Here is a 21,749-nt window from a genome sequence, read left to right as displayed (position 1 = left end):
TCATGTTAGCCCTCTAGGGGGAAAAGCCCGTATTTGATCTTTGAGTAGTTTACTGTTGTTCTTAGGGTTGAGTGGTGCGGATTTACTTGTGAGCCACTCAATAAGACCTGTTTTTGAAACTGGCTCCCAACTATCCCAACACTGCAACTCAACGATATCTGTAGGCTTTAATGGTCTGTATGTAATCGGGCAATCACCTAAGCTGTTTTCAGGTACACTTTCAGGGACAGTTTGTGAATTTATCCACTCAATAAGTGATAATACTTCTTCATTTTTTTGCCGATATTCTTTCATAAACTCGGTGGCAATATAGGTCATTTGCTGAAAATAGTGATAATTGTATACAAAGTCATCATCGTCTTCTTCCGTAAATAACCTGACAGTTTGAATAATGCTGGTGTAACTATCTTCAGAAACCTTTGCAAAAAATTCAGAAATAGCGTCAATGTTCCCATTTATCGCTGAGCAAATAAGGTAGCTTTGTAGCATTTCAGCTGTGTGAAGAAAGCGACCTTCGACAACTTGATGTTCATCCCCTTTTTCTGCCATTTCTAATGCATTTGAAATAATTGAAATGACGTTTTCTTGCTCGAAGATGTTGTCGGGAAACGATTTATGTGGCGGATTTTCTGAAATATTGACGTGAAAAAAGTATTCAATCCTACGTTGGACCAGTTTTGATAGTCTTGATAGTTCTTCAAGAGAATATAGACGATCTCTAGCTAAGAAGAACCCCAATTCATTATCTATCGTAGAATCTAAGGCTTTATTTGCGTCTAATAATTGTTGAACAGTTGAAATGGGAGATACAGCCATAATCATCAAGATAAAGAAATTATGGCTTTTACCTTACAATAGTGTGTTTTTTGCTCAAGTTAAATTATGTTCACTCGTAACTTACGCTTGTTGTTGAGGTTTGATATAGCCTTTTACGGCTTCGATAAATTTTGACTTTTCACGTGGTGAAACTAATACATACTGGCCATCTCCATATTGAATTTCCACTCTATCTAACGATAATGCAGGGCCTGCTAATGGGTTGCTGGTTTCTTTAACAGAAGAGATTTTGCTTAAAGGAATACGCCAGTGAAAAGGGCCATTTTGGATCAGCAGTTTGTTTTGGTGCTCATCGATTCGATAATACGTCCTTGCACACAACCAGAGTGGAAATACAGCACCTATTGTGAAAGTAAACAGTCCAATCACTAAGTTAGTTAATGAATACTGAGAGATGGCTAATTGCAATGCACCAAATGTACAAACCACCACTGTAATGAGTAACACTAACATCAGCCATACATCGACTTTTGATCGGAAAATTAACTGCTTTTGGTGGCTCATTTTATTCTCCCTAATATGAAATCACTTAATGCTGTCAATATGACATAGCTGTCAAAGAGACAGTGTTTAAGTGGGTGTTAAATTGACAATAACGTTATGTTGCATTTCATTGTTACCCTTTTAAAACAATAAGTTAACAGCTTGGCATGAAAGCCGCAATAGTTACGCAAACAAGAGTTCGAAAATCGCTTTTGGGAAGTGGAACGCAAGGGGCTGTTATGAATAAACAAAAACTCACTGCCATCGCATTGCTTATGGTGCTGGTGGCTTCATTTACCGTACTGCTCAGTTTGGGCAGTGACATTTATCGTGAAAAACCACCCATACCTGAGGCCTATACCGATAGCCATGGCCAAGTGGTATACAGTAAAAATGATGTTGAACAAGGTCAGCTGGTATGGCGCTCAATGGGCGGACATCAGTTAGGTTCGATTTGGGGACATGGTTCGTATGTCGCTCCCGACTGGACGGCAGACTGGCTACACCGCGAAGCACAAGCTTGGTTAAATATCACTGCAAATCAGAAATATGGTAAAGACTTCTCATTATTGAGCAGTTCTCAACAAGCTGGTCTTGAGCAGTTACTGCGTGAAGACATTCGCAAAAATACCATTGAAAAAGATGCTAATGGTCGAGAGTTCGTGCGCTTATCAGATACTCGTATCAAGGCGATTGAGCAACTTCAAACTCATTACATCGCTTTATTTGGCGATGATCCAGCGCTGCAACCATTGCGTGAACAATACGCAATGAAAGAAGGAACAGTAAATACCGCTGAAAATCGTCAAAAGCTTTCGGCTTTCATTTTCTGGGGCGCATGGGCGGCAATCACTGAGCGTCCGGGGCTTGACCATACTTACACTAACAACTGGCCGTTTGATCCTCAATTAGGGAATACGCCGACTTCTGACAATATTGTTTGGTCAATTCTAAGTATTGTTATGTTGATTGCGGGTATCGGTGCACTAGTGTGGTATCACGCTAGCGTTAAGCATGATCCACTACCAGAGCCTGCAAAAGAAGATCCTCTCTTTTTCACAAACCCTACACCATCACAAAAAGCGGTTTATAAGTACTTTGTAACTGCGATAGGTTTATTCTTATTGCAAATCTTTTTAGGAGGAATTACGGCGCACTATGCGGTAGAAGGTCAAGATTTCTATGGTATTCCTCTAGCTGAAATTCTACCTTATTCAGTCGTACGTACTTGGCATACGCAGTTGGCCGTATTCTGGATTGCCACTGCATGGTTAGGTACGGGTTTATATATCGCACCAGCATTATCTAAATATGAACCTAAGTTCCAAAGAATCGGTGTCAACGTTCTTTGGGTGGCGTTGGTTGTTGTCGTACTTGGCTCTATGACAGGTGAATGGTTAGGTGTACAACAGTACTTCGACCTAGACATGAACTACTTGTTCGGTCACCAAGGCTATGAGTACATTGATTTAGGTCGCGTGTGGCAAGTTCTGCTACTCGGTGGTCTATTAATTTGGTTGGCATTAGTCACTGCGGCTATCAAACCAGCATTGGGCGATAAAGGTGAAATGCGCCCTGTTATTTGGATCCTTTACGCATCATGTGTGGCCATTGGTCTGTTCTATGGTGCAGGTCTGATGATGGGCAAACACACTAACCTTGCGATTGCTGAATACTGGCGTTGGTGGGTGGTTCATCTATGGGTAGAAGGCTTCTTTGAAACCTTTGCGACTTCAGTTATCGCATTGATGATGGTTCGTCTTGGCCTTATCAGAGCAAGAAGTGCCAACGGTGCAGTATTGTTCGCAACGGTTATTTTCTTAACGGGTGGCTTGATTGGTACTTTGCATCACCTTTACTTCACTGGTGCACCGACTGCCGTTATCGCTTGGGGCGCAATCTTCTCAGCATTAGAAGTAGTACCGTTAGCGCTAATTGGTTACGAAGCGGTAGAAACGTATCGTATGCGTAAAGCAAGTCCTTGGATGCAGCGTTATCACTGGGCGATCATGTTCTTCGTGGCAACCGCATTCTGGAACTTAGTAGGCGCTGGTATCTTAGGTTTCCTCATCAATCCACCGATTTCACTGTACTTTGTACAAGGTCTAAACACTACGGCAACTCACGGCCATGCTGCATTCATGGGTGTGTATGGCATGTTAGGGATTGGTCTGATGTTGTTCTGCCTACGTGGACTAACTGGTCGTTTAGAGTGGAATGATGGCTTATTAAAAGGCGCGTTCTGGAGCTTAAACATTGGTCTAGCGGCGATGGTGTTCATCTCATTACTGCCAATGGGTCTGGTTCAGTTCTTCGCAGCTATTGAGCACGGTTACTGGTTCGCTCGTTCACCAGAGGTGATCCACAGTACTTTGGTTGAGAACTTAGTATGGTCTCGTATGATTGGCGATGTTATTTTCGCGCTGGGTGGCTTATTCATTGCGATGTTCTTGTTTGACTTAATCAAAAAAGCTATTTCGCAACCCAAAGCTGTACCTGTTAAAGGTGAGCCTGCATAAAATATTAATTTGTAATGCAAAGGAGCCTTGAGGCTCCTTTTTTAATATGGATCAAGTTCTGGTCGGCAACAGAGTGTTAAAGTGACGATGTAATAGTGACAATAGCATGTAACGGAGAATTCCTATGGCCGCCCAGTCTCAGTACACTCAGGAGGCAGTTATGGCGTTAAGTCAATCTGATCTAACTCGCCTAGCGTTGGATATAACCTCAGGTTTGGCGAGCCGTGATCGATTCTCGAGTTTGCTTAACACCCTTAGACAAAATTTACATTGTGATGCCGCAGCGTTGTTATCCTATAACGGCACTTACTTTACCCCTCTTGCTATAAATGGACTGCACGATGATGTGCTAGGCCGTCGGTTTATGTTGGACGAGCACCCACGTCTTGAAGCCATTGCTCGCGCTGGAGATATCGTTCGTTTTCCTGCTGATAGCGAGTTAGACGATCCTTATGATGGTCTGATCCCCAATCAACAAGATGAGTTGAAAGTTCATGCTTGTATTGGTTTGCCGCTGTTTGCCGAAGAACGTTTAATTGGTGCGGTGACGATTGATGGTTTCGACCCGATGCAATTTGATCAATTCACTGATTTCGAATTGAGAAGCATCAGTGCCATTGCTGCAGTATCTCTCAATAATGCCCTGATGATGGAGAAGCTTGAGCAGCGAGCAGTACGTGACCAAGCACATCGTAGCGATGCCGATCATCATTCTCGTCATTCTGAAATTGACCTCATTGGTCAATCGTCTTTAATGAATGCTTTAAAGCAAGAAATTTCGGTAGTGGCGAAAAGCGATCTTAATGTGCTGATAAGTGGAGACACAGGCACAGGTAAAGAATTAGTGGCCCGCAGTATTCATGGTCAGTCCTCTCGCTCGAATAAGCCATTAGTGTATTTGAATTGCGCGGCTTTGCCTGAGTCAGTAGCGGAAAGTGAGTTATTTGGTCACGTAAAAGGAGCCTTCACAGGTGCCATCGGTCATCGCCGTGGTAAATTTGAAACGGCCGATAACGGCACATTATTTTTAGATGAAATCGGCGAACTACCGTTAGCATTGCAAGCTAAGTTATTACGGGTATTACAGTATGGTGATATCCAAAAAATTGGTGATGATCACAGTCAGCATGTTGATGTTCGCATTATTGCCGCTACCAATAAAGATTTAAAAACGGAAGTGATGGAAGGCCGGTTCCGTGCCGATTTGTATCATCGCTTAAGTGTGTTTCCGATTCTGGTTCCACCATTGCGAGAACGAGAAGGGGACATTACCGTACTCAGTGGTTTTTTTGTTGAGCGCTATCGTCAAAAATTAGGCTTAAAACACCTAAAACTTAGCCCAAGTAGCCTGCTACTGCTGAATGGCTATCGTTGGCCGGGGAATGTCAGAGAGTTGGATCATGCTCTGCACCGTGCAGCAATTCTTGCCAATGCTCATACCGAAGATGAAATCTGTACCATCAAACCACAATATTTTGAGCTTGCTGGCGAGATGGAAGGACTAACAGGACAAGCGCAGGCGACGTCGCATTCGCCATCATTGCTACCGATGAAAGATCTCAGTTTAAAAATGGCGGTAGATGAGTTTCAGTCAGATTATATTCGCCGCGTTTTAGCAAACAATAAAGGGAACTGGGCAGCAACAGCACGTGGTTTAAAATTGGATCCTGGTAATTTGCACCGTTTAGCTAAGCGCTTAGGGTTAAAATAATTTTGCGGTTGAATTTTGCTCAACTTTTGTGTCGAAACTCACAAAGCGGTATTCTTAGCCGCTTATTTTAGAGAACAAACTCAAGTATACTAGGCGCGAATTTGTTTTCGGAGTGTGTCCGTGCTGTTAGTTTTTCGTAGTTTGATTTTAGCTTTTCTGCTGGTGTTAGTGACGATTGGTGGAGGCTTATATTGTTTATTGCGCCCTCGTCACCGCAATAATGTTCACTTCATGGCCTCTATATTTTCTAAGGTTGCCCCCATTCTTGGCATCAAGTTGATCATTCGTGATAAAAAGCACGATGATGCTAAGCCACAAGTGTTTGTCGGCAATCACCAAAATAATTTCGACCTATTTACTCACACGGCTGTAGTACCTAAAGGGACAGTGAGCTTAGGGAAAAAAAGCTTAGCTTGGATCCCCTTTTTTGGGCAAATTTATTGGCTGTCAGGTAATATTCTGATTAACCGTAGCAATCGCCACAGTGCCGTCAGCACCATGAGTAAAGTGGCGGAAAAAATCAAACAAACTGGGCTTTCTGTATGGATTTTTCCAGAAGGTACTCGTTCGCGAGGACGTGGCTTATTGCCATTAAAATCAGGTGCGTTTCATACCGCGATTCAATCTGGCGCGCCTATCGTGCCAGTTGTGGCTAGCTGTCAGGATCATATAAAACTCAACCGTTGGAACAATGGTGTAGTGATCATTGAAATGCTAGAGCCTATCGCAACGAATGGACTTGAAAAAAACGATGTTCGACAATTAGCCGATAAGGTTCATCAAAAAATGAAGCATAAGCTAGAAGAATTAAACCAAGAAGCGCAGCAGATGATGCGCCCTCAAACTCAATAGGAACGGTCATGTCACGTCAAACTTTACTGCAAGAACAATACGCTGAAAATCGCGAAATTGTAGAAGCGATATTAGCCGATGGTTCACACCCTACAGCGGAATACATTATTGAGCATCACTTTGCCTGTAGCAATTTTGATCGCCTAGAAAAAGCGGCGGTTGATGCATTCAAACTTGGATTTGAAGTCACGGATGCAGAAGAAGTTGAGCTCGAAGATGGCACTGTTTTATTTTGTTTTGATGCGATTGCGAATCATCAATTAGAAGTGGAGTTAATAGATCACGCGTGTGAACAATTGATCCAGCTGGCTACCAAACACAATATTGATTATGACGGTTGGGGCACTTATTTTGTTGATGAAAATGGTGAGCCTGTATATGACGATGAGGACGAGGTGTTGCACTAATTACTAGTGCAACTTCAACTGGCAGTAGATAAAGAAAGTTAATGCAGGTTCTTCTCGCTGTCAGTATCTCGGTAGATAACACAGCGGTTGCGGCCACTTAATTTTGCTCGATACAAGGCTTTATCGGCCAGTGAGATTAGGTGGCTGATATCACGAATATTATCATTGATGGTACAAATACCAAGGCTGATGCTAACGCTAAAAGTCTGCTCATCGTCGGTGGTAAAAGTCAGTGTTTCAACGCTTTTTCTCAGCCGCTCGGTGAAGTGTAAAGCGTCTTCTGCTGAAGTACCGGCTAAGATCACCCCAAACTCTTCCCCGCCATATCGTCCAGCAAAATCGGTTTCTCTTAATGTTTGAGTTATGGTGTGCGCCACTCGCTGGATCACCGTATCACCCATTTGATGACCGTAATTGTCATTAACGGCTTTGAAATGATCAATGTCTAACATAACTAAGCTTGCGGGCGTTTGATAACGAGCAAAACGTTCAAATTCTCGTTCAAGACACTGCTGCCAATGACGGCGATTTTGCAGTTGAGTCAGTTCATCGGTTTGACTTAGGCGTTCAAGTATCTGGTTAGCTTGGTTGAGCTGTAATTTCTTGATGGCCATGTCAGTAACATCGTAAATAATGATACTGATACTGGTCACTTTACCTGTCGGGGATAATAGTGGTTGTAATGTTACGTTTTGGTACATGTGTTCGGCGCGGCCAGTGATGGGGCGATAATTTTTGAATTTGAACACATAAGGGCGTTGTTCCCAACTGATAAAGGAGCGGTTCTTAAGCAGGAATACTGACTCAATTTTTTGTTTTAGCCAGTTCGCATCCAATTCTGGAAAAGCATGAAATAAGTTCTTATCGAGCAACTCTGAAGGCGCTGTTCCACTATGATTTTCCATAAACCCATTCCAGAGTTTAATTTCATAGTCATTGTTTATTACCACGATACCAACATCTACCGTTTGTACTAGATCGAGCAACCAGTGAAACTCGTTAATTGTGTTTGGATTTTTGGTCATCACGATTCACCCTCAATATTAATCAGGTAGCTCAGTTTGTTATTTAAAGCAGGCAAAGAGTCTTCGGTGAACAACAACAACAGATCACATTGAATATTATGATCTTTAATATGATAGTTGATTTCCATCGCTAATGTTCGTTGCCACTTTTCTGCATTATCGTGGATCAATTCATCAGCCGTGCAATGTCGACCTAATATTACGGGATGGTTTTGGCTAAAAGAAATATTTAGCTGATCAGAAATGCCATTTAAAAAAGCACCAATAAGGATGTTACCTGTATCGACCATGACTTCGATTTCAGCTTGAGATGAGTCTGGATGGCAAATATTCATCAGCTTAGCCATGTCATCAAAGCTGGAATCATGGAATAACAGTAACGCTTCTCCAGCGACTCCGGGGCCGATAAAACCTTGGCATAGTGCAGACACTTGGCGGCAATTCTCGGTTGCCTTTAACGCCATGGTTAACTCGCTCACTTCGAGTACATTAACAGCGGGGATCGGCAGTGGAACATAAACATCAAGCAAGGTTGCCAGTAGATCGGCTGCACGCCCCATCGCGACATTAGCGATTTCCTGACAAGCGTCCCTCAGATTTACTTTAATCTCAGGAGTGTCAAACGCTGAAATGACGTCAGTGCCTTGGTAGATGCCATATTCTTGCAAAATATGTTGTACAGAATCAGGGCTGACAGGTTTTTGTATGAACTCTACGGCCCCGAGAGCTTTTACTGTTTGATAAGCTTGCTGCTGAATATCACCTGATACCACAATGATTAAAGCAGGAAGATCTAATTCTTGAACGGTTTTCAGCACTTGGTAGCCATCCATAACGGGCATGGTGAGGTCTAAAAATACGACTTCACCTTGTCCAGCTTTGATGGCTTCTAATCCTTCTACGCCATTAGTGGCAAAGGTTACGCTGACATTCCAATCTGAGGGTAATATTCTCGCCATTTGTTTCCTTGCCATGGCTGAGTCATCACAGATTAATACCTGAGTGGTCATTACGTTACTTCATCCTTAAAAATTCATCACTCTTTGGTGATGTTTTTACCGCTCTTAGGCGTTCTTTTAGTTGTTGAATTATTGAGCTTTGTATCAATTATTGACGTCAACTTGCTGACAGTTCAATGTTTTTTGACGGGAACAATACTACCACATTTGATGTGGATTTGAATTTGATATTGAAGAAATTTCAGTCTAATTGGAGTGGTCAGGGGTGTAAATGTTCTAATTTTTCATCAACTAAAAATGGCAACAAAAATAGCTATCAATTAGATTTGTGAAAACAAGCCGAGATAATGTTATCTCGGCTAGAGGTATTTGAGAGTAGTTTAACCTAAAAACATCAGTTGAACGCTCAATAAGTTAATATCTATTTGAGTTAGCAATAATTTCAATGTCTTAATCATTCACCGAATGGATGAAACGCTCAACGCCCGCAAGCTTGCTAAAATGGCCGCTAGCTGCGTTGTAACTTTTGCAAGTAGAGCAACTACTTGCTGCAAGCTACGCCTTACTAGCAATCATTTTTTCTACGCTTGAGAACGTAGCCAACTGATGTTTTTAGGTTTAAGCGTGGCTAACTAAAACCAGACGAATTGCATCAAGCTGCAACGGGCAATCATCCATGTAGCCATTAAGCTCGGTCATTTGGTCTTTAAGGTAATCCAATTCATCTTCACGAATATTTGGATTTACCGCTTTTAGAGACTCAAGCCTTGTAAGCTCAGCACTGATTTTTTGGGTCATCGTTTCACGCGCTTCAGTTACTAGCGTTTCTAGTGCCACTTGCGCCACTTGCTCTGCTTTAGGCAACAGTGGGGCGATTTGTGCTTGAGACGCAGTAACTAATTTGCTGCCGATATGACGGTTTACAGCACTTAGCTGCTTGTCAAAACTGTCGTAGTCCACTTTTGCTGATAAGTCGTTACCGTTCTTATCCAGTAGTACACGAATTGGGGTTGGTGGCAGATAACGATAAAGCTGGCTGGCTTTCGGTGCAGAAGCATCGGCCATGTAGATCAGCTCAAGGAATAGAGTACCAGCTGGAAGTGCTTTATTCTTCAATATTGCGACACTGACGCTGCCAGTTTCTGAGCTGGTGATCAAATCTAAACCGGTTTGTACCAGTGGGTGTTCTTCGGTGATCAACGCAATATCATCACGAGACAAGGCTATATCACGATCGAAGGTTACTGTCATGCCATCTTCAGGTAATCCTGGATAAGTGGGGAACAGCATATTTTCAGATGGCTTGAGGATAATGGTATTTTCGCCATGATCTTCTTGGTCGACACCGATGATGTCCCAAAGTCGGATCACTGAGCCAATCAAATTCACGTCTTGATCTTTTTGCTGTAAACGCTCAACAATCGCCGCTGACTTGTTACCGCCATGAGAGTTGATCTCTAACAGCTTGTCACGGCCTTGTTCCATGGCTTGTTTTAGTTCTTTATAACGCTGCTGAGTGTGATTCATCAGCTGAATCATCTCGTCAGTGTCACCAGAGACGAGCGCCGATAATAGTGGCTCTGCGAACTCTTTATACAGCACATGACCGCTTGGACAGGTTAGCTCAAAAGCATTAAGCCCATGGTGATACCATTGCATCAACTGCTCTTGGGCTGTGTCAGCAAAATATGGCAAGTGAATATTTACATCATGCTGCTGACCGATACGGTCTAGACGACCGATACGTTGCTCCAATAGATCTGGATTTAACGGTAAATCGAACAATACTAAGTGGCTGGCAAACTGGAAGTTACGACCTTCTGAGCCAATTTCAGAGCAGATCAGGGCTTGAGCGCCTGCTTCTTCTTGGGCAAAGTAAGCACCTGCTTTGTCACGCTCGATAATCGACATACCTTCGTGGAAGACGGTCGCTAAAATGCCTTCACGAGTACGCAGTGCTTCTTCAAGACTAAGCGCCGTTTCAGCCTGACTGGCAATGATCAGTACTTTTTGACTGCGATTGTTTTTTAGAAAGTCGATAAGCCAATCAACCCGTGGGTCAAACTTCCACCATTCAGAATTGCCAGCATCAAATTCTTGGTAGATTTTTTCAGGACTCAGAGCTTTTTTTACTTTGAGCTCAAGTTGAGCCACGCCTGTCGCTGTACCTGTGGACATCATGGCGCTAACGCGAGCGGCGGTGCGATATTGCTCAGGCAAAGCCTGCGGGTGAGCATTCAAAATGCGTTGTGGGAAGCCTTTAACGCCCGCACGAGTATTGCGATATAGAATGCGTCCAGTGCCGTGTCTATCGAGCAATTCTTGTAGCAGTTCATCTCGAGCTTGCTCACGCAGCTCGGCATCAACATCACTGGACTGGATCATTTGGATCTGAGGATTGATGTCTTTTTCTGACAATAGCTCAGTCATGCTATTCATCGCATCATCTGATAACGCTTTGTCAGCTAGCAAGGCTTCGGCTGCTTCAGCGACACTACGATAATTTTGCTCTTCGGCCAAGAAGGTTTCGTAATCGTAGAACCGATCAGGATCAAGTAAACGCAAACGGGCAAAGTGACTTTGATGACCGAGTTGATCTGGTGTTGCTGTGAGTAGAAGTACACCCGGCACCACGTCGCTTAATGCTTCAACAATCTTATAAGCGCGGCTTGGATTATCTTCTGACCATTCAAGATGATGGGCTTCGTCGACCACCAGTAAATCCCAGTCTGCATCAACAGCTTGCTCTAAGCGTTTCTTCTTGCGAAGCAGCTCCATTGAGCAAATGACTAATTGCTCAGTGTAAAATGGATTGTCGTTATCCGCGTAGGCTTCTACACAGCGTTCTTCATCAAAAACAGAGAAGCGCAGGTTAAAACGACGCATCATTTCAACCAACCATTGATGGCGCAATGAGTCAGGTACAATGATAAGAATACGTTCGGCACGACCCGTTAACAGTTGTTGATGTAAGATCAAACCCGCTTCAATGGTTTTACCTAAGCCAACTTCATCTGCCAATAACACCCGTGGTGCAAAACGCTGACCGACTTCATGAGCAATCCAAGTTTGGTGCGGGATCAAGCCGACTCGAGGACCTTGCAGCCCGAGGATATCTGATGTGGCGAGTTGATGACGTAAGTGTTGGGCTCTATAGCGCAAACCAAAGCGATCAAGACGGTCGATTTGACCGGCAAACAAGCGGTCTTGAGGCTTGTTAAAACGCACATTATGGTTCAGTAGCGTTTCACGCAACTCAGCGGTTTCATTGGTGTCGAGACGAGTACCATGATAGGTGATCAACTGGTTATTTTCTTCAATCTCAGAAACCGTTAGCTGCCAACCTTCGTGGCTTTCAATGGTATCTCCGGGATTGTAAATAACTCGAGTTAAAGGGGCGTCTTCTCGGGCAAACATGCGGTTGTCACCAGTAGCGGGAAACAACACGGTGACCATGCGGCCTTCAACTTGAACAACTGTACCTAAACCAAGATCAGTTTCTGTATCACTGATCCAACGTTGACCCAAAGCAAATGGCATGTGAATTTCTACTCTATCTTCTAGGCTGACTCAAAAAGGCGCGTATCTTACACATTTGGCAAACAAAATTGCAATTGCCGATGGTAAGTTAATGGCGATCTTCGTTTTTATGTTCAAATTTGAGGCAATAGCAGGTTAGCATCAAGCTCAACGAGATTGGACAGTCTTTTAGCCAGTCTGATACAACAAAGGCTTTAGCCTATACCTCGCCCAACAGAAACTCAATCTGAATTTATTATGGTTTATAATCAGGCTTTGGCAGTGCGGGTTTATCGCCGGATAAAGTTTGTATGTAAGCTTGCCAAATCTCCATGGTTCTTGTTTGAGTCAGTCGAGTTTTGCAGTCCAGCATCATGCTAGGGGCAATAGTGCCAGGTAAGTATAGCTGGTATACCGTATCGCAGTGTTCATCAGCGTATTGCTGCCAGCGCTTCTGTTCACTGTCTAAAGCTTGTTTGAGAGCAGCTGGCTGAGAATGTTGTGTGAGGGCTTGTTGCCAATATTGCTTCAAAGTGGCTTGTATCTGTTTAAGACGTGTTTGCTTGCATTGATTAATGCTTACGGTATCGGATAGATGTTGGCAGGGGTCACTAGCGTGAGCCACCCCACTGAAAGCAAAAATGATCGATAATACGAGTCGAAGAGAAAAAATTTTCATACGTCACCCCAGCCTATATAAGGCTTTAAATGCATTCATTAAAATTTTACACAAATTTCCGTATCTTTTTTGGTCAGCTTACGCTTTACTAGTGGTATCAACAAGTCGAAATATTGTCATGGAATGGACATAATTTTGAACCATCATCATTACTTCAACAAAGGGGGCTTCAAACCAATTTTTCTTATACCAATCGCATGAATGGAGGCGCCATGGACCGAGACGACACCAAGCTGTTTGTATTAGATACTAACGTGTTATTGCATGAACCACTCGCAATTTATTCTTTCAAAGAACATGATGTTATAGTCCCCATGACGGTACTCGAAGAACTCGATACCATCAAAGATAGAAAACGCGATGTGAGTCGCGACGCCCGAGTTGCCATTCGTACTCTCGAAGATACGTTAGGTGGCAATATTACCCCAGAGCAATTGGTACACGGTGTACCACTTCCTGTCAGACCGGGAAACGAAGACGCAACCGGACACCTTGCCGTTTTCCCCGACCATCTAATTGAATTTACTATCGGCAGTTTAACTGGCGATAATAACGATAACCTGATCCTTAACACGACGCTGCATTTACAACAGCAGCACCCTAATCGCGATGTGATTTTGGTGACCAAAGACATCAATATGCGCCTGAAAGCTAAAGGGGTGGGTATTGAGCTGGTTGAAGATTATCGCCGCGATCAAATCATCGATGATGTACGCTTTTTGACCAAAGGCTTTCATCAATTTCAAGGTAGCTTTTGGAAAAATGTCGATAACATTGAAACTGAGCGTTTAGGTCGCAAGACTATGCATCAGTTGCCACTTTCAGAGGTTGATACTGATCTTCTTTACGTCAATCAATACCTGATTGATGAAGAATCAGATTTTTGTGGTCGAGTGACTAAGCTTGATCAAGATTATGTCACCTTTCAGGACTTAAACCGTGAACGGGTCATGAATGCTGAAGCGTGGGGCATCAGACCTAAAAATGTCTACCAAGGCATGGCACTGCAAGCTTTACTGGATCCAGATATAGATATGGTGATTTTAACCGGTCCTGCTGGTTGCGGTAAAACCCTATTGGCGATGGCGAGTGCACTTGAGTTGGTGGTGGAACGAAATCAGTATGAGAAAATCATTGTAACGCGCAATACTCCAGAAATTGCGGAATCCATTGGTTTTTTACCCGGTACCGAAGAGGAAAAAATGGGTCCTTGGCTCGCGGCCATAACCGATACTCTCGAAGTGTTGCATAAACATGATGTTAATCCGGCTGGTAGCCTAAATTACATCATGGAAAAAGCTAACGTTCAGTTAAAGTCCATTAACTTTATGCGAGGACGCTCGATTCAAAATACCATCGTATTGTTGGATGAGTGTCAGAACTTAACCGCCTCACAATTGAAGACCATGATCACACGCATGGGTGAAGGCACTAAACTGATTTGCTGCGGTAATCTCGCGCAAATTGATTCTAACTATCTCACGCCAGTAACATCAGGCTTAACCTATATTGTTGAACGTTTTAAAAACTTTGATGGTAGTGCCAATATTTACCTAAATGGAGTGGTGCGTTCTCGATTGGCTGAGTTTGCCGAAGAATATATGTAATTTGATATTATTCATCATAAAAAAGCGCCCTAAGTGGGCGTTTTTGTTATGAGAATCAGTGACAGTGTTGGTTTGGTGAGTATAATTAGTTCAGCATTGCCACTGATGAGTTTCAAAAAGGCTCTACATGAATCCCACTGAACCTGTTCAGCAACTGACATCTTCTATTCAAAAAAACTATAACTGGGCTGTGTTATACACCTATTTTGGGGTGATTATCATTGCCATGTTGCTGTCATGGTCGGCGTATGATGCTCAAAAAAAAGAACTTATTCAAAAGCGAGAGTTACAGATTGAGCAGCATGTTCGCCAAGTGGATTTACTGTTAGAGTCGAGTATTCGAGCCATTAGCAGCTTACGTAATGTAGCAGTAGACCATTTGCGACGAGGTGAGTTAGTTCGAAAAGACCGATTATCCGAATACGAAAAGTTTAACGAAACCAGACAGTTTTTTACTCTAGAACCACAGTATGCCAAAAGTGGGCAGCCTTTTACCAACATGGGGCGGATCACGGGCACAGGGTCGTTGGAGCATCGCAGTGATCGGTTCTACCAAGAATTAGAAATGTTGTTTGAATTGTCACTGTCCTTTCCTGTGGCTAAGCAAGCCGCACCTGAATCATCTTCAATCTATTACATCTCAAAACGCAAAATGATGTCTTATTATCCGTGGCCATCAAATGAACAACGTTTTAGAGAAGAGCTACTGAATAACAAACAATTCCAGTTGGCGGGTCCAAGGATGAACCCACAGCGTAACGTGTTTTGGTCTGAAGGCTATTTAGGTGGCGTGAGCAAAGAGTTACTGACTACCGTTGGTGTCCCTGTCTATCTGGATAATGAGTTTATTGGGTCTATTAATCTGGATATGACGCTGTCTTCATTGTCAAAACAGATTGATGATTACTTTAAAATGCCGGGAACGGTTATTTTGCTGGATCAGAAAAACAATGTGTTATCTGACAGCAGTATGGAAGCGGGCGGCATGAATCGGGTGTTTCACTTAAGTCAGCGTATACCAGCAAAATTACATGATATTTCTGAGTCAGAACTGTTTGATGCCGATGAAGGTTTTATTAGAAACGGTTACTACATTCAGGCTGTAGCCCTGCAAAATGTACCGTGGCGATTGTTGTATATGCAGCCTGTAGAAGCGATGTTTCAGGATGCGAGAACTGAAGTAGAAATGACCTTTATTTTTGTGGTCATTGCCTTATCAGTATTGGTTACCATTGTTCACTGGCTGACTCGTCGTTCATTTGTGGCTCCTGCGTCACAACTTTTATCTCACCTCGAGAATTGTTCACAAATACCTAGACCTGTTCCCGAAAAAATGTCTCCAGCTTGGGTTCCATGGTTTCAACTCGTGAGTCGAATTTTTGATGAGAACCAACAATATACCCGTAATTTGTCAGAGCAAAACAAACGCTTAGATAAGCTAGTGGCGAATCGTACCGAGAAACTGAAAGAAACCACAGAGCGTCGCGAGCGTGAATATGCGCTGTTAAGATCACTGATTGACTCGATCCCTGAAGCCATTATTTTCAAAGATAAAGAAGGCAAGTATCTCGGCTGTAACAAGGCAGCGGAGCGCATGCTGGGGTACACCGAAAATGAATTGATAGGGCAAACTTCGGCGACCTTGACCAATCCGGAACTGGGCGAACGTATTCGTGCTGAAGATGAACAGATCCTTAAAGATAAAATACCAATGCGTTATCAAGAAAAAGTTGAATTGTTTGGTAAGCAAGTATTGCTCGATACCCTAAAACTGCCTTTTTATAATCGACGTAATGAATTATTAGGCTTGATTGCTGTTTGGCGCGATGTTACTCGTGAGCATGAATCTGCTGAGCAGCTGCGTTTATCAGAAGAGCGCTATCATCTGGCGATGGATGCTGTAGAGGATGGGCTTTGGGACTGGTATTTAGATTCAGAGCAGATCATCTGTAATCCCGCTTTTTATACCATGATGGGCTACAAACCTAACGAATTTCCAGCATTAGTGTCCACGATTGATGATTTGATCCATCCAGATGATCAGCAGCGGGTACAGGAATACCGTGAGCATTATCTTCAAGCTCCGGATTCTGTTTATGAAATTGAATATCGCATGCAGGCGAAAAATGGTGAGTTCTATTGGCTACTTTCTCGTGGTCGGGTAGTAGAGTTTACCGCATCAGGTTTACCCAAGCGGATGGTGGGTACCCATAAAGACATTACTCGCCAGAAAATAAACGAAGTGGCGTTATTAGAAGCCAAGCAAGATGCGGAATCAGCGAACCTCTATAAAAGTGAGTTCTTAGCCAATATGAGCCATGAGATCCGTACTCCGATGAATGCGGTAATTGGCATGTTGGAACTAGCTCAGCGTACATCATTGACCGAACAGCAGCGTGATTATCTCCATAAAGCTGGATTTTCGGCTCAGTCTTTATTGCGGATCATTAATGATATTTTGGACTTTTCAAAAATTGAGGCCGGTAAACTGGAGCTTGAAAAAGTGTCCTTTACCCTCGATAAGGTTCTTGATCACGCTGTTGATCTCAATGTCATCAAAGCTCAAGAACAAGGAGTGGAGTTATTGCTATACGCTCCTGTTACAGCGGGGCTAACGTTGCAAGGTGATCCGCTGCGTTTAGGGCAAGTGTTGATTAATTTACTGTCTAATGCGGTGAAGTTTACTCAAGAAGGGGAAATAGAGCTAGGTTGTGAAGATCTTGGAGAGCGAGATAACCGTATCACTTTACGTTTTTGGGTGAGAGATACAGGAATAGGCATCGAAAAAACCAAACAAGAAACCTTATTTGATGCCTTTGCTCAAGCTGATGGTTCAACGACCCGTAAATATGGTGGCACAGGGCTTGGGCTATCCATTAGCCAACACTTGGTGTCGATGATGGGCGGAAAAATGGAAATTGAAAGCGAGCCAGCTAAGGGCAGCACATTCAGTTTTACCTTAAGCTTTGAAATCGCCGACGATATCAAGCCTGAATTAAAAGCCTTGCCTGAATCACTGTCTTCAATGAAAACCTTAGTTGTAGATGACAACCCAACAGCATTACAAATCTACTCTAATATCATGCAAGATTTTAATTTTGATGTGGAAACTGTAGATAACGGTGAAGCGGCATTGGAACAGCTGCAAAAGCAAGATATTGATTTACTTCTGATTGATTGGATGATGCCGAATATGCATGGCGGTGAAGTGATTGAAGAAGTTGAACGTATGCTTGAAGATGGGCGCATTCAACATCGACCCGTTATCATCATGATGACCGCTCATGCCCAAGAGCCGACTCAAGACGAAGTAGACAACACTAAAGTCTTCACCTTTTTACAAAAGCCGTTTAAAGCTTCAGCCTTGTTTGATTCTATTGTCGATGCTTTTGCACAAAAAGAGTCCCAAGACTCATTAGAATTACAAACTCCAGTCGAAATCCCAACCAGCAAAGGCAAGGTGCTGTTAGTTGAAGATAACCTGATCAACCAGCAAGTAGCCTCTGAGTTACTAAAGAGTGCGGATTACGAAGTTGAGATTGCTGAAAATGGTCAAGTAGCGTTGGATATGATTGCCGAAAATAATTATCAAGCTGTATTGATGGATATTCAAATGCCTGTCATGGACGGTTTGACAGCGGCGAAAAAGTTACGTGAAACTTACAGTACAACGGAGCTGCCTATTATTGCCATGACAGCCCATGCCATGTCGGGAGACAGAGAAAAAAGCTTATCTGCCGGAATGAATGCGCATATCACTAAGCCGATTATCCTCAATGAGTTATTTGATACGCTTGCAGAGTGGATCAAATCCAGCTAATCCTCTATGCATCACGGCCATTGTTTTAGGTCGTGATGCTTTAACCTAAAAGCATTAGTTGAACGCTAAGCTAGATATTAACCTGATAAATGATAAAGACATTTCGTTTTTTATTGGTTCACCCATTAGGTGAATCGCTTCACGCTCACAAGCTTACTAAAATAGCCCCTAACTGCGTTGAACCTTTTGCAAGTAGCACAACTACTTGCTACAAGTTTCGCCTTGTTATCAACAATTTTATCTAAGCCTGAGAACGTGCCCAACTGATGTTTTTAGGTTTAATTCCATTTCTTCCCTTTATTTTTAATAAATATGATAATTGATTTGTAGTCAGTAACCCTTGAGGTAAGATAAGCGTTACTGATGGCTTATAAAAGTCAGTACTGTTCGGAAAATAACAATAAAAAGCGGGATCAGAATGACTTCGAAATTAAAGATAATATTAAGCCCCTTTCTATTTTTGATGTCGCTTTGTATTGGTATCGCCAACGCGAGTCCGACCAATTCAGATAACTGCACCAGTTGCCATAAAACCGAGCACAAAGATTGGCTTAAGTCCGATCACGCCAAAGCTATGATGTTGCCTAATGACCAAAGTGTCTTGGGGGATTTTAATAATGTGACAGTGGAGCACCACACTCAAAAAGCCCGTTTTTTTATGAAAGGGAAGACATTTTGGGTTGAGCTTACTGAAGGTGGCAAAACGCATCGTTATCAAATCGCTTACACTTTTGGTCACTATCCACTGCAACAGTACTTGATCAAAACCAATAATGGCCGTTACCAAACCTTTTCGTTTTCATGGGACAGTCGCCCAAAATCTGAAGGTGGACAGCGTTGGTATCCTAATTATGCTGATGAAGATGTGAAACCCAACGATCGCTTTCATTGGCAGCAACCGCTGCAAAACTGGAACGGCATGTGTGCTGATTGCCACTCACAAGGGTTAACTCGAAACTACGATAAAACCAGTGATAACTTTAACACCACATTTGAAGGCATCAATGTCAATTGTAAGTCGTGTCATACGGTAAAAGATGATCATGTTAAAGCTCCAAAACCTAAAGTCGGTTCACAGCTAGACTGGATGTTTAGGCCGGGCGAAAAAATTGCCAGCCGCACAAACAGCCCGCGTGACAACAGCTTTATGGATACTTGCTTTGCTTGTCATGCACTGCGAACGCCTTTGACGGATGGTATTGACCCAGCGAAACCGTTTTTAGATCAATTTACGCCTGATCTACTCGCCGCACCTTTGTATCATGCCGATGGCCAAATCAAAGAAGAAGTGTATGTTTACGGTTCATTTTCACAGAGCAAGATGTATGAAGCTGGAGTGAATTGTTTAGACTGTCACGACAAACACACCATGAAGGTAAAAGCTCAGAATAATGGCTTGTGTTTGCAATGCCATAAAGCCGACGCCTATCAAACACAAGCTCATCTCAACCATCCGTTTGACAGTGAAGGCGCACAATGTGTCAGTTGTCATATGCCAGAAACGCGTTACATGGGTGTGGATGATAGGCGAGATCACAGCTTTAGCATTCCAAGACCGAGCTTGACTGAGCAGTTTGGAATTCCCAATGCCTGTAGCACTTGCCATAAAGATAAGCCTGTCAGTTGGGCGAGTGGTAAAGTGGCGACTTGGTACGGTAAATCGAATACCTTAACTCAGGTTGAATTGGATTATATCCGGCTACAAAAGCAAGGTGGGTTACCTTTATCTCAGCACTTAGCGGTTATCAATGATCACCGTTTGGCGGTGATCAAACGTGCCAGTGCAATAGCACTGCTGCCCAACAGTACAAGGCAAATAGACAATGCTACTGTTGAGCCTTGGTTACACTCGAAAGAGCCATTGATCCGATTAGCGGTAGCGAAGATAGGGCAATTATTGCCAGAGGGGCAACGCCAATTATCTTTGCCAAAATTGCTTAAAGACAAATACCGCGCTATTCGAGTCACAGCGGCAACGGCATTATTAGATTCACATCTCACCGATATGAACGCACTTAAAGCAGCGTATGACGAACTTGTACAATCTCATGATATTAATTCATGGCGAGGAGAAGGCAGCTTAAATGCCAGTCAAGAATTGGTAAGGATGAGAAACTATGATGCGGCTATTGTTGCGCTCAATCACAGTATTAAGGTTGATCCTTACTTTGCTGAATCATATATCAATTTGACGGATATTTATCGCAACTTACGTCAAATTGATAAAGAGCAGCAAGTGTACTCTGAAGCGCTTCAACATGTCCCTAATTCGGCTGTTGTGAGTTACAGTTTTGGACTGTTTTTAATTCGTCAAAAACAGCACCAACAAGCGTTAACCTACTTTAAACGAGCTGTTCATCAAGCGCCCGATAATGCTCAATATGCCTATGTGTATTACATTGCCCTTGATAGTTCAGGCAGAACGCGACAAGCGCTTTCCGAGCTTAAAAAGGTGGTTGCTCATTACCAGCACAATCCGAATTTATTAAATCTAGGTCGACAATTATCACAAAAGTTACAAGACGTAGAGTCATACGAGTTTTTTAGCACTCAAGGGAGTTGGTAATAGCTAACTTTCTTTGACGTAATTCCACATCAGATTCACGCCTGTATTCATAAACATTCCATTACATCATTGTGGTTTTTATCGTTAAATCAGGATGATAGTATAACCCGCCAAACTAAGTTCTTTGGTGAATTAAAAGGAAGTACAGGCATGTTAGAAAGTTGGATCACCTTAGTATTAACTACGGCCGCGTTTTTAGGATCGCCCGGTCCAGCACCATTGGCGTTAGCGGCAGTAGGTGCCAGTTCAGGGTTTAAAAGAGGCTTACCATTTCTGGCTGGGATTTTATCGGGCATCGCGGTTGCCATTACCATTGCGGCGATTGGGTTAGCGACCTTATTTGAAACCTTTCCTAAAGTTCGATTAGTTTGTCAGCTGCTTGCGACAGGGTATCTGTTGTTTATCGCTTATAAAATTGCGACCGCAAAAGGCGGTGTGGCTCAGGGGGATGAAACACCTGATTTTAAAGACGGTTTTTTACTGAATCTGTTTAATCCGAAAGTGTATGCCGCGTTTTTGGCTTTGTTCTCTCAATTTCTACTCCCTATCGATAATGTCATTCTAAGTTACGTCTTAACTGGCATTACTGGGTTTATTGTAGCCTGTGTTGTTGATGTTATCTGGCTGGGTGCAGGTGGGCTATTAAAGCCGGTGTTCGCGACACCAAAGCGTGCTCAGTTTATTCGCATTCTCTTTGCCCTGCTGATGGTGATTAGTGTTGCAGCGGCGTTGTTCCTATAAATAAAATCAAACATGGACGACAGA

At 42.9% G+C, this 21,749-nt stretch carries 14 protein-coding genes; 8 read left to right on the top strand and 6 right to left on the bottom strand.

The features are described 5' to 3' along the window. Both AC1EU0_RS16710 and AC1EU0_RS16705 read right to left on the bottom strand, forming a co-directional pair. The gene (locus tag AC1EU0_RS16710) at positions 1-816 is read right to left on the bottom strand and encodes a hypothetical protein (protein ID WP_480303705.1); all 816 of its coding nucleotides are present in this window, start codon (positions 814-816) and stop codon (positions 1-3) included. An 81-nt stretch (positions 817-897) separates the two neighbouring features. Then, complete coding sequence (locus tag AC1EU0_RS16705; protein WP_480303704.1) at positions 898-1,341, bottom strand: PH domain-containing protein; 444 nt, start codon at positions 1,339-1,341, stop codon at positions 898-900. Between the two features lie 218 nt (positions 1,342-1,559). Between AC1EU0_RS16705 and AC1EU0_RS16700 the strand changes: the two genes are divergently transcribed. The 4 genes from AC1EU0_RS16700 (at position 1,560) to rraB (ending at position 6,809) form a co-directional block, all read left to right on the top strand. Further along, positions 1,560-3,839, top strand: a complete 2,280-nt coding sequence (locus AC1EU0_RS16700) for a nitric-oxide reductase large subunit (protein WP_480303703.1) — start codon at positions 1,560-1,562, stop codon at positions 3,837-3,839. 160 nt (positions 3,840-3,999) lie between these two features. Continuing rightward, positions 4,000-5,550, top strand: coding sequence for a nitric oxide reductase transcriptional regulator NorR (gene norR / locus AC1EU0_RS16695; protein ID WP_480303790.1), 1,551 nt, complete (start codon positions 4,000-4,002; stop codon positions 5,548-5,550). A 120-nt stretch (positions 5,551-5,670) separates the two neighbouring features. Beyond that, the gene (locus tag AC1EU0_RS16690) at positions 5,671-6,402 is read left to right on the top strand and encodes a 1-acylglycerol-3-phosphate O-acyltransferase (RefSeq protein ID WP_480303702.1); all 732 of its coding nucleotides are present in this window, start codon (positions 5,671-5,673) and stop codon (positions 6,400-6,402) included. A gap of 8 nt (positions 6,403-6,410) precedes the next feature. After that, entirely contained in the window at positions 6,411-6,809 is a 399-nt protein-coding gene (gene rraB / locus AC1EU0_RS16685) for a ribonuclease E inhibitor RraB (protein ID WP_480303701.1), read from the top strand. A gap of 38 nt (positions 6,810-6,847) precedes the next feature. On the opposite strand, the gene AC1EU0_RS16680 is transcribed toward rraB, so the two are convergent. From AC1EU0_RS16680 to AC1EU0_RS16665, 4 genes are all read right to left on the bottom strand, one after another. After that, complete coding sequence (locus AC1EU0_RS16680; RefSeq protein WP_480303700.1) at positions 6,848-7,834, bottom strand: sensor domain-containing diguanylate cyclase; 987 nt, start codon at positions 7,832-7,834, stop codon at positions 6,848-6,850. Then, on the bottom strand, positions 7,834-8,844 hold the full coding sequence (locus tag AC1EU0_RS16675) for a response regulator (RefSeq protein ID WP_480303699.1): 1,011 nt from the start codon (positions 8,842-8,844) through the stop codon (positions 7,834-7,836). The genes AC1EU0_RS16680 and AC1EU0_RS16675 overlap by 1 nt, the downstream gene beginning before the upstream one ends. Before the next feature lie 567 nt (positions 8,845-9,411). After that, positions 9,412-12,333: an RNA polymerase-associated protein RapA gene (gene rapA, locus AC1EU0_RS16670; RefSeq protein ID WP_480303698.1), complete on the bottom strand. Its 2,922-nt coding sequence runs from the start codon at positions 12,331-12,333 to the stop codon at positions 9,412-9,414. Positions 12,334-12,568: 235 nt separating this feature from the next. After that, a complete protein-coding gene (locus tag AC1EU0_RS16665; protein ID WP_480303697.1) occupies positions 12,569-12,991 on the bottom strand; it encodes a lysozyme inhibitor LprI family protein in 423 nt (140 codons plus the stop codon). A 212-nt stretch (positions 12,992-13,203) separates the two neighbouring features. Here AC1EU0_RS16665 and AC1EU0_RS16660 point away from each other — a divergent pair, with 212 nt between their 5' ends. The 4 genes from AC1EU0_RS16660 (at position 13,204) to AC1EU0_RS16645 (ending at position 21,725) form a co-directional block, all read left to right on the top strand. Next, a complete protein-coding gene (locus tag AC1EU0_RS16660) occupies positions 13,204-14,598 on the top strand; it encodes a PhoH family protein (RefSeq protein WP_480303696.1) in 1,395 nt (464 codons plus the stop codon). Between the two features lie 127 nt (positions 14,599-14,725). After that, complete coding sequence (locus tag AC1EU0_RS16655) at positions 14,726-18,418, top strand: response regulator (RefSeq protein WP_480303695.1); 3,693 nt, start codon at positions 14,726-14,728, stop codon at positions 18,416-18,418. Between the two features lie 418 nt (positions 18,419-18,836). After that, positions 18,837-20,984, top strand: a complete 2,148-nt coding sequence (locus tag AC1EU0_RS16650; RefSeq protein ID WP_480303694.1) for a multiheme c-type cytochrome — start codon at positions 18,837-18,839, stop codon at positions 20,982-20,984. 150 nt (positions 20,985-21,134) lie between these two features. Further along, positions 21,135-21,725 (top strand): LysE family translocator, encoded by a 591-nt coding sequence (locus AC1EU0_RS16645; protein WP_480303693.1) that lies wholly within the window; start codon positions 21,135-21,137, stop codon positions 21,723-21,725. Positions 21,726-21,749 lie beyond the last annotated feature (24 nt).

The sequence above is a fragment of the Parashewanella sp. 2210YD4-3 genome, assembly GCF_056591735.1.
This window is presented reverse-complemented; position numbering and strand designations above follow the sequence as displayed.